The organism is Cupriavidus basilensis, assembly GCF_029335485.1.
GTDB classification, from domain to species: Bacteria; Pseudomonadota; Gammaproteobacteria; order Burkholderiales; family Burkholderiaceae; genus Cupriavidus; species Cupriavidus basilensis_E.
Window position 1 is genome coordinate 1 of sequence record NZ_JARJLM010000583.1, and the last position, 8,335, is coordinate 8,335.

An 8,335-nucleotide genomic window follows, 5' to 3' on the forward strand; every position below is an offset into this window, starting at 1 on the left:
GGTGGAACTGGCCCGCGCCATCTCCGACCGCGGCCTGCACCAGATGCCGGTGGTGGATGCGCAGCACCGGCTGCTGGGCATCGTCACGCAGTCCGACCTGATCGCCGCACTGTTGCAGCAAGGTCCGCCGGTGCAGGCCGGGGCGACGGCCCAGCCTGCAAGCTGAGCCTGGCCGGCGCGGGCGTCAGTGCGCTGCAGCGCACGCTGCCGGGCGCCCTGCGCGACGATATGGCCTTCGTCGCCCTGGACGAGCCAGGGCCGGCGGCGGATCTGTGCGCCACCGTGCCCGCGGGCACCGGCCGGCACTGGACCGCTTTCTCGCGCTGCCGGGAGATGTCACCGAGCCATGGCATCCGGAGGCGTTCGGGGACGGCTCGCTGTCCGGCCAGGCCCCCTCGGGGGGCCGCAGTGCAGCATTTTGTCCATCGCCGCGGCCGCCCGCGTCCGGCACCCCTCGCGTTTTCCTATATATTGTCGCCGTTCATGTCACAGCGGCAGTCTAGGAGATGCGCCCGATGAATTCCGGCCAACTGATTGAAAAACTCGCTGCCATCTTCGCGCTGATCGTCCTGATCGGCGGTTCGCTGCTGGTTCTCGCACCCTTCACCACCGCGCTGCTGTGGGCCGCCATCCTGGCCTTCAGCTCCTGGTACCCCTATACGCTGCTGGCGCGCTGGCTGGGCAACCGGCGCAGCCTGGCCGCCATGATCTGCGTGCTGCTGGCGGCGGTGACCGTGCTGGGACCCTTCGTCTATGCCGGCACCAGCATCTCCGCCCATATCGACGAATTGTCCGGCCTGGTCGACCGCTTCGTCGAGCATGGCGCCCCGCAGCTGCCTGATTGGGTGGGCACCCTGCCCTATGCGGGCGCCTACCTGCAAAGCTCCTGGGACAAGGTCATCCATGCCGACTCGGAGATGGTGGCCAACCTGCGCAAGCTGATCGCGCCGGTGGGCCATGTGGTGCTGGGCGCCGGACTGTCGATCGGCGCCGGGCTGGGCCAGCTGGCGCTGTCGATCGTGCTGGCGTTCTTCTTCTATACCGGCGGCGAATTCGCGGTGGCCTGGCTGCGTGCCGGCATGCGCCGCATTGCCGGCGAGCGCGCCGACCACCTGCTGGCGCTGGCCGGCAATACCGTCAAAGGCGTGGTCTACGGCGTGCTCGGCACGGCATTCGTGCAGGCCGTGCTGGCCGGCCTCGGGTTCTGGATCGCCGGCGTGCCCGGGGCCGCCATCCTCGGCTTTGTCACCTTCTTCCTGTCCGTGATCCCGGTGGGACCGCCGCTGGTATGGATTCCCGCCGCACTGTGGCTGTACCACACCGGCTCGCTCGGCTGGGCCATCTTCATGGTGGTGTGGGGCGTAGGCGTGGTCAGCATGGCCGACAACGTCATCAAGCCCCTGCTGATCAGCAAGGGCACCGACATGCCGCTGATCTGGGTGATGCTGGGCGTGTTCGGCGGCGCGCTGGCCTTCGGCTTCCTCGGCGTGTTCATCGGCCCCACGCTGCTGGCGGTGGCCTATGCCCTGCTGCGCGACTGGACCATCGGCTCGCAGCATCCCTCCGATCCGCCTCGCGAGCTGGCCCAGGGCAGGCCCATCACCACCCCCGAGGACGTCGCGGGTTCCGGCCAGGCATGAGCGAAGCCAGCCGTCCCGAGCCGCTCCGGGCAGAGCCCGCCCCGCCCGCCGAACTCAGCCGGCTGGTGGCCTGCGAATACTGCGATGCGGTCTACCAGCGCACGGAACTGGCCGACGGCGAGCGCGCCCTGTGCCTGCGCTGCGGGGGCCAGCTCTACCGCGAGAGCACGCGGGCCTACACCCGCCTGCTGCCGCTGGTGGTGACCGCGCTGATCCTGTTCCTGGTGTCCAACGCCTATCCCATCGTCGAGATGGATCTCAAGGGCGTGCGCACCGAGACCACGCTGTGGGGCGCCGTGCAGGCGCTCAACGCCGACCACATGGCGCTGGTGGCCATGCTGGTGTTCGGCACCACCATCCTCTTTCCCCTGTGCGAGATGCTGATGATGCTTTACCTGCTGGTGCCGATGGCCCGGCGCCGCATGCCGCCGGGCTTCGAGCGCATCGTGCGCGGCATCCGGCAGACCCGGCCGTGGGGCATGATCGAGGTTTTCATGATCGGCGTGCTGGTCACGCTGGTCAAGCTCTCGACCATGGCCCAGGTGCTGCCGGGCATCGCGCTGTGGTCGTTCGGCGCGCTGGTGGTGGTGCTGGCCGCGATGCTGTCCTTCGACCCGCGCGACCTCTGGCAGTACCTGGAAAAGGAGCCGCCCCGATGAGCACGCCCGCGCCCAGGCCCACCGCGAAGCAGGCCGCCTCCGCGCTGGCGCGCTCGCGCCGGCTGGCCTCCGAAGTCGTGGCGGAGCTGACCGACGACGACGAGCGCGTGCCGCTGCCGCAGGTACCCACCGCCACCTCGATGGGGCTGCTGTCCTGCCATGCCTGCGACGCGCTCAGCCCGCGCGCGCTGGAGGGCGAGCCCTGCCCGCGCTGCGGCGCCACGCTGCACCACCGCAAGCCGCACAGCCTGACCCGCACCTGGGCCTTCCTGCTGGCGGCCTACATCCTGTATATCCCCGCCAACCTGCTGCCGGTGATGGTGACCCAGTCCATCCTGGGCACGCAGCGCGACACCATCCTGTCGGGCGTGATCTACCTGTGGCTCTCGGGCTCCAACCTGCTCGCCATCGTGGTGCTGGTCGCCAGCATCGTGGTGCCGCTGCTGAAGATGATGATCCTCACGCTGCTGCTGCTCTCCGTGCACTTCCGCTCACGCTGGCGGATACGCCAGCAAACCCGGCTGTATGGACTGGTGGAAGTGATCGGCCGCTGGTCGATGCTCGATATTTTCGTGGTCGCGCTGCTGGCTTCGCTGGTACGGGCCGGCGCGCTCGCCACCATCATCCCCGGTGCCGGGGCCATGGCTTTTGCTTCCGTGGTGGTGCTCACCATGATGGCTTCATTAAGTTTCGACCCGCGCCTGTTGTGGGATTCGCTGGATGCAAAAGATGCCCGACCTTGATCAGTCCCCCCCCTCGTCCCCGCCGCCGTCCTCGCTGCCGCCCGCGCCGGAGCGGCGCCGGCGCGCGAGCTGGCTGCCCTCCCTGGTGTGGCTGATCCCGATCGTGGCGGCGGTGGTCGGCCTGTCGCTGCTGATCCGCACGCTCACCGAGCGCGGCCCCGAGATCACGGTGTCCTTCCGCACCGCCGAGGGCCTTACACCGGGCAAGACAGCGGTGCGCTACAAGGACGTGGACATCGGCCTGGTCAAGTCCGTGCGCCTCGCGCCCGACCGTTCGCACGTGATCGCAAAAATCGACCTGACCCAGGACGCGGCCAGCTTCTCGGCCAAGGACACGCGCTTCTGGGTGGTACGCCCGCGCTTTGCCACCAGCGGCATCTCCGGCCTGGAAACGCTGCTGTCCGGCGCCTATATCGGCGTTGACGCCGGCAAGTCGGACGAGCGCGTGCGCAACTTCACCGGCCTCGAAGCACCGCCGGCGGTCACCACCGATGCGTCCGGCAAGCAGTTCTTGCTGCGCGCCGCCGATCTCGGCTCGCTCGACATCGGCTCTCCGGTGTACTACCGCCGCGTGCAGGTCGGCCGGGTGGTGGCCTACCAGCTGGAGCCGAACGGGCGCGATCTCTCGCTGCGCGTGTTCGTCAACAAGCCCTACGACGGGCTGGTCACCCCCGACACCCGCTTCTGGCATGCCAGCGGCGTGGACATCAAGCTCGACGCCGGCGGCTTCAAGCTCAATACCCAGTCGCTGGTGACGGTGCTGCTGGGTGGCGTCGCCTTCCAGGCGCCCGACGATTCCAAGGCGAGCGCCGCGGCTAACGAGAACACCCAGTTCCTGCTGGCCAGCGACCAGACCGAGGCGATGAAGGAACCCGAGGAACTGGCACCCTCGCTGGCCGTGCTCAACTTCGACCAGTCGGTGCGTGGGCTCTCGCCCGGCGCGCCGGTGGATTTCCGCGGCGTGGTGGTGGGCCAGGTCAGATCGATCGGCATCGAATACCTGAGCGAAAAGAAAGCGTTCCGTCTGCCGGTGGTGGTGGAACTGTATCCCTCGCGCATGGGCTTCCGCCAGCGTGACCTGGAGGACGCCAACCGCGCTCGCGGTATCGTGCAGACCCTGATCAAGCGCGGCATGCGCGCCCAGCTGCGCACCGGCAACCTGCTGACCGGCCAGCTCTATGTGGCGCTCGATTTCTTCCCCAAGGCGCCGCCGGCCAAGGTCAACCCGGAGGGCCCGATTCCGGAGCTGGCGACCACGCCCGCGGCCTTTGATGAACTCCAGGCCAAGCTCGGCGAGATTGTCAGCAAGATCGACAAGGTGCCGTTCGAGCAGATCGGCCAGGACCTGCGCACCTCGATGGCAACGCTCAACACCATGATGAGCAGCGCCGACAAGCTGGTCAGCCAGCTCAACGGCGACGTGGCGCCGCAGGTGACGGCGGCGCTGCAGGATGCGCGCAAGACGCTGAATGCCGCCAACGGCACGCTCGCCTCGGATGCGCCGCTGCAGCAGGACACGCGCCGCATGATGCAGGAACTCACGCGCACCGCGGTATCGCTGCGCACGCTGACCGACTACCTCGAACGCCATCCCGAAGCGCTGGTGCGCGGCAAGACGGAGAAACAATGATGAACCGCCAGATCCCTTCGCCTTCCTCCGCGCGCCCGCTGGCGCGCCTGGCCAGCCGGGCGCGGCCCGCGGCCCTGCCGGCCGTGCTCCTGGCCGTCCTGCTGGCCGGCTGCGCCTCGCCCGATCCGCGTTACTACACGCTGGCGCAAGGCCCCGATACCGCGGCGGGCCAGGCCGCGGCTCCCGCCCGTCCGCCGCAGGCGCAGCCGCTATGGATCGAGGTGGCACCGGTGCGCGTGCCCGAACGCCTCAACCGGCCGCAACTGGTGGTGCGCGACGGCAAGGACAGCGGCGAACTCAAGCTGATCGACCTGGCGCGCTGGTCCGCGCCCCTGCCGGACGAGCTGCGCGACGCACTCTCCCAGCAACTGCAGGCCAGGCTGGGCGCGGTCGATACCTACCAGCAAGGCTTGTCCGGCGTGGAACCCGTGTACCGCATCACCACCGAGGTGGTCCGGCTCGACGCCGACGTTGGCCAACGCGCCGGCGCCGTCATCAACTGGACCGTGCGCCGCCTGCCCGACGGCAAGGTCAGCGCCGGCCGCACGCAATCCGAACTGCCCGCGCCGGGCGCCATCGACGGCGTGGTGGCGGCCTACCGCCAGATCGTGGCAAGCGCGGCGGCCGACATCGCGGCCGGGGTGGAAGGGCTGCGCCGCTGAGACGCAATGCAGCGGAGCCTTTGCCCCGCCCTCACCGCCATCAATCCTCCGCCGGCGCGCAGGCGCCCCGGCAACTGCGCCGCCGCTCGGCCTCCGCCATCGCCGCCAGGCACGCCTGCGCGCCGCCCTCCACCAGCTTTACCGAACAGGCCAGCATCAGGTTCTTGCCCAGGCCGAAGTCCTCCACCACGAAGCCGCGCGCATCGAGCGCTTCGCCGTTTGCCCCCTGCGCCACCGCGACGCGCTCCAGCAAGGTGCCGGGATCGCTGGAATAGCCCCACACGGGCTTTTGCAGCGCAATCGCGAATCCCACTTCGAAGGCCGTCCCCGAATCCGGCTCGCCGGGCCCGCGGAAATCGTCGAGGTTGGCCATGACCATGTCGGCGCGGCGCAGCAGGTTGAGATTGGCTTCGTAGATCCAGCGGGCGGTATCGGGGCCCGGCAGGCCGGCCGGGGCGGCTTTGTCGAGGGGATAGAGGCCGTGGAAGCCGTGCCGGGCGCAGAGGGCCTTCAGTGTTTCGCCGTGGGCGATGGCATCCTTGCGAAATACGTCGAAGCCGGCCAGGTAGATGGTTTTCATGTTCGGTATCTTGGAACGGACGTTGGCGTGGTTGAGGATAGCCGATCTGTTTGAAGCCAAGACGACGGATTGGGCGCTGGACAAATCCGCTGCTTTCGCTTTCCCTGGCTCCTGGCCAGATCGCCCCTCTGCGCGCGAGGGCCATCCGGAAGACGGGCCCGACTGCGGCCGGGTTGTTTTATCGGCGGCCCGCCTGCCCCGCGCTGTCCACGGGAGGCGCTGCAACGCCCCGGCGCAAGCGCTATGATTGCCCTCTCGTTGAACGCCGTCCCGCGCAAGAACCGGTAGCGGCTGGCCGGCCCCGCTCCGTTGCGCGCGTTTTCCCCCACACTCTTTCCTTCGCCGCTTCCATGTCCCAAGTCTCGCTCGTCCAGATCGGCCCCCTCGCGCCGCAGATCAATTCCCGCCTGCGGGAGCAGTACCAGGCCGTTCCGCTGTGGGAGCAGGCCGACCGGCTGGCGTGGCTGCGCGAGCATGCGCAGCAGGCCCGCGTGGTGGTGACGTCCGCCCGCCACGGCATCACGGCCGAGGCCATCGCGGCAATGCCGAAGCTCGAAGCGGTTGTCAGCTTCGGGGTGGGCTATGACTCGATCGCGCTGGACGCGGCCGGTGCGCGCGGCATCCAGGTCAGCAACACCCCCGACGTGCTCAACGACTGCGTGGCCGACCTCGCATTCGGCCTGCTGCTCGACGCCGCGCGCGGCATCGCCCATGGCGACCGTTTCGTGCGCGCCGGCGAATGGGGCAAGGACAGCTTTCCGCTGACCACGCGCGTGTCCGGCAAGAAGCTGGGCATCCTGGGCCTTGGCCGCATCGGCGAGAAAGTGGCGCAGCGCGCCACCGGCTTCGGCATGGAGATCGCCTACCATAACCGCCGCCCGCGCGAAGCCGCGCCGTGGCGCCACGAGCCGGACCTGAAGGCGCTGGCCGGCTGGGCCGATTTCCTGGCCGTGACCTGCGTGGGCGGCCCCGAGACCGAGGGGCTGGTCTCTGCCGCCATCATCGAGGCGCTGGGCCCACGGGGCATCCTGGTCAATGTCTCGCGCGGCAGCGTGGTGGACGAGGCCGCGCTGGTGGCGGCATTGCGCGAAGGCCGCCTGGGCGGCGCCGGGCTGGATGTGTTCCGCGCCGAGCCGCAGGTGCCGGAGGCATTGTTCGCGCTGGACAATGTCGTCCTTGCGCCGCACATGGCCAGCGGCACGCATGAAACCCGCGCGGCCATGGCCGGGCTGGTGTTCGACAACCTGGATGCCTTCCTCTGCACCGGCAAGGTGATCACGCCAGTGGCCTGATGCGGCCGACAGCCGGCGAGCGCCGTGGATTCCGGCACGCCGGCGGACTCAGGCGCGCCCTATACTGGATCAGGCGCCCGCCACCGTGGCGGCGCCGTTCATCCCGATCCCCGATGACGGAGGACATCGCCGCGCACGGGCGCCGCATGGGGAAAGCGCCTGCCCGGGGTGCAAGTGGCACCCTGCCTGAAAAACCTTACGCGTCAGGAGGCAAGCATGGGACGCAAATATATCGATTGCCGCGAATTTCCGAGCGAGTCGAAGTGCAGTGTGGCCATCAGCGCCGACAGCGAAGACGAGCTGATCGAGGTCGCGGTCCAGCATGCGGTGCTGGTGCACAAGCATCAGGACAGTCCCGAGCTGCGCCAGATGCTCAAGGGCGCCTTCAAGGACGCCCCGCCGCCTGCGTGAGCGAGCGGACCAGCCCGGCAGGGAGACTTGAACGATGCCGGCAACCGCCGGCATCGCCTTGCCCGCTTCCAGAGCGCGCGATATCGGCCAACCGCCCCGGACGGGACGGCTGCCGGCTCAGGGACTCAGCGCGGGATGCTTCAGCGCGTGCGCGGTCTCCGCGAGATGCGCCCGGAAACTCCCTTCATCCCGCTTCAACCCCAATTCCCCATAGCGATACGCCATCGCCAGCGCCTGGATCGACTCCGGATGCTCGCGTTCGGCCGCTTCCTCGTACCAGGCCACGGCGCGCCCTTCGTCACGTGGCACGCCGGCGCCTTCGCGGTAGGCATTGGCCAGCATGAACATGGCCTGCGGCACGCCAGCCTCGGCGGCCACCCCGAACCAGCGCGCGGCAGCCGCCGGATCGGGTGCGCGGCCATAGCCACCGCGGTACAGCAAGCCGAGGTAATACGCGGCGCCGGTGTTGCCAGCCTCGGCGGCAAGCGTGAGATGGCGCCAGGCGGCTTCGGCGTCGGGTGCGCCTGCACTGCCCACGCCGCCCTGGAAAGCGGCCTTGCCCAGCAGGAAATGCGCGCGCGCATCCCCCGCCGCCGCGGCCTTGCGCAACCAGCCGGCGCCCTCCGCGCGCAGCGCCGCATCCGCGCTCGGCCACAGGGCCTCGCCCAGCGCGGCCTGCGCCGCGGCTTCACCGCCCTGTGCCGCCGCGCGCAGCGCG

At 69.5% G+C, this 8,335-nt stretch carries 10 protein-coding genes; 8 read left to right on the forward strand and 2 right to left on the reverse strand.

Translation table 11 applies throughout. The annotated features are described in order from the left end of the window. From P3W85_RS36485 to P3W85_RS36510, 6 genes are all read left to right on the forward strand, one after another. Positions 1-166: CBS domain-containing protein (locus tag P3W85_RS36485; protein WP_276268362.1), on the forward strand; the 166-nt coding region annotated here is incomplete at its 5' end. A gap of 349 nt (positions 167-515) precedes the next feature. Continuing rightward, entirely contained in the window at positions 516-1,640 is a 1,125-nt protein-coding gene (locus P3W85_RS36490; protein ID WP_276268354.1) for an AI-2E family transporter, read from the forward strand. Further along, positions 1,637-2,299: a paraquat-inducible protein A gene (locus P3W85_RS36495; protein ID WP_276268355.1), complete on the forward strand. Its 663-nt coding sequence runs from the start codon at positions 1,637-1,639 to the stop codon at positions 2,297-2,299. Before P3W85_RS36490 ends, P3W85_RS36495 begins: the two co-directional genes overlap by 4 nt. Further along, entirely contained in the window at positions 2,296-3,042 is a 747-nt protein-coding gene (locus P3W85_RS36500) for a paraquat-inducible protein A (RefSeq protein WP_276268356.1), read from the forward strand. The genes P3W85_RS36495 and P3W85_RS36500 overlap by 4 nt, the downstream gene beginning before the upstream one ends. Then, positions 3,029-4,672: an intermembrane transport protein PqiB gene (locus P3W85_RS36505; RefSeq protein WP_276268357.1), complete on the forward strand. Its 1,644-nt coding sequence runs from the start codon at positions 3,029-3,031 to the stop codon at positions 4,670-4,672. Before P3W85_RS36500 ends, P3W85_RS36505 begins: the two co-directional genes overlap by 14 nt. Then, a complete protein-coding gene (locus P3W85_RS36510; RefSeq protein WP_430869688.1) occupies positions 4,672-5,334 on the forward strand; it encodes a PqiC family protein in 663 nt (220 codons plus the stop codon). Before P3W85_RS36505 ends, P3W85_RS36510 begins: the two co-directional genes overlap by 1 nt. Before the next feature lie 40 nt (positions 5,335-5,374). Here the strand turns inward: P3W85_RS36510 and P3W85_RS36515 are convergent, their stop codons facing one another. Then, positions 5,375-5,914: a nucleoside 2-deoxyribosyltransferase gene (locus tag P3W85_RS36515; protein WP_276268359.1), complete on the reverse strand. Its 540-nt coding sequence runs from the start codon at positions 5,912-5,914 to the stop codon at positions 5,375-5,377. Between the two features lie 350 nt (positions 5,915-6,264). Here P3W85_RS36515 and P3W85_RS36520 point away from each other — a divergent pair, with 350 nt between their 5' ends. Next, positions 6,265-7,206 carry a 2-hydroxyacid dehydrogenase gene (locus tag P3W85_RS36520; protein WP_276268360.1) on the forward strand — a complete coding sequence of 314 codons (942 nt, stop codon included), beginning with the start codon at positions 6,265-6,267 and terminating at the stop codon, positions 7,204-7,206. A gap of 216 nt (positions 7,207-7,422) precedes the next feature. Further along, complete coding sequence (locus tag P3W85_RS36525; RefSeq protein WP_017226121.1) at positions 7,423-7,617, forward strand: DUF1059 domain-containing protein; 195 nt, start codon at positions 7,423-7,425, stop codon at positions 7,615-7,617. Positions 7,618-7,734: 117 nt separating this feature from the next. Here the strand turns inward: P3W85_RS36525 and P3W85_RS36530 are convergent. After that, positions 7,735-8,335: tetratricopeptide repeat protein (locus P3W85_RS36530; RefSeq protein ID WP_276268361.1), on the reverse strand; the 601-nt coding region annotated here is incomplete at its 5' end.

What these genes read in the sequence shown, in the direction of transcription:
- P3W85_RS36490 (WP_276268354.1), top strand. Translation starts at nt 516, where the DNA reads ATGAATTCCGGCCAACTGATTGAAAAACTCGCTGCCATCTTCGCGCTG.
- P3W85_RS36495 (WP_276268355.1), top strand. Translation starts at nt 1,637, where the DNA reads ATGAGCGAAGCCAGCCGTCCCGAGCCGCTCCGGGCAGAGCCCGCCCCG.
- P3W85_RS36500 (WP_276268356.1), top strand. Translation starts at nt 2,296, where the DNA reads ATGAGCACGCCCGCGCCCAGGCCCACCGCGAAGCAGGCCGCCTCCGCG.
- P3W85_RS36505 (WP_276268357.1), top strand. Translation starts at nt 3,029, where the DNA reads ATGCCCGACCTTGATCAGTCCCCCCCCTCGTCCCCGCCGCCGTCCTCG.
- P3W85_RS36510 (WP_430869688.1), top strand. Translation starts at nt 4,672, where the DNA reads ATGAACCGCCAGATCCCTTCGCCTTCCTCCGCGCGCCCGCTGGCGCGC.
- P3W85_RS36515 (WP_276268359.1), bottom strand. Translation starts at nt 5,914, where the DNA reads ATGAAAACCATCTACCTGGCCGGCTTCGACGTATTTCGCAAGGATGCC.
- P3W85_RS36520 (WP_276268360.1), top strand. Translation starts at nt 6,265, where the DNA reads ATGTCCCAAGTCTCGCTCGTCCAGATCGGCCCCCTCGCGCCGCAGATC.
- P3W85_RS36525 (WP_017226121.1), top strand. Translation starts at nt 7,423, where the DNA reads ATGGGACGCAAATATATCGATTGCCGCGAATTTCCGAGCGAGTCGAAG.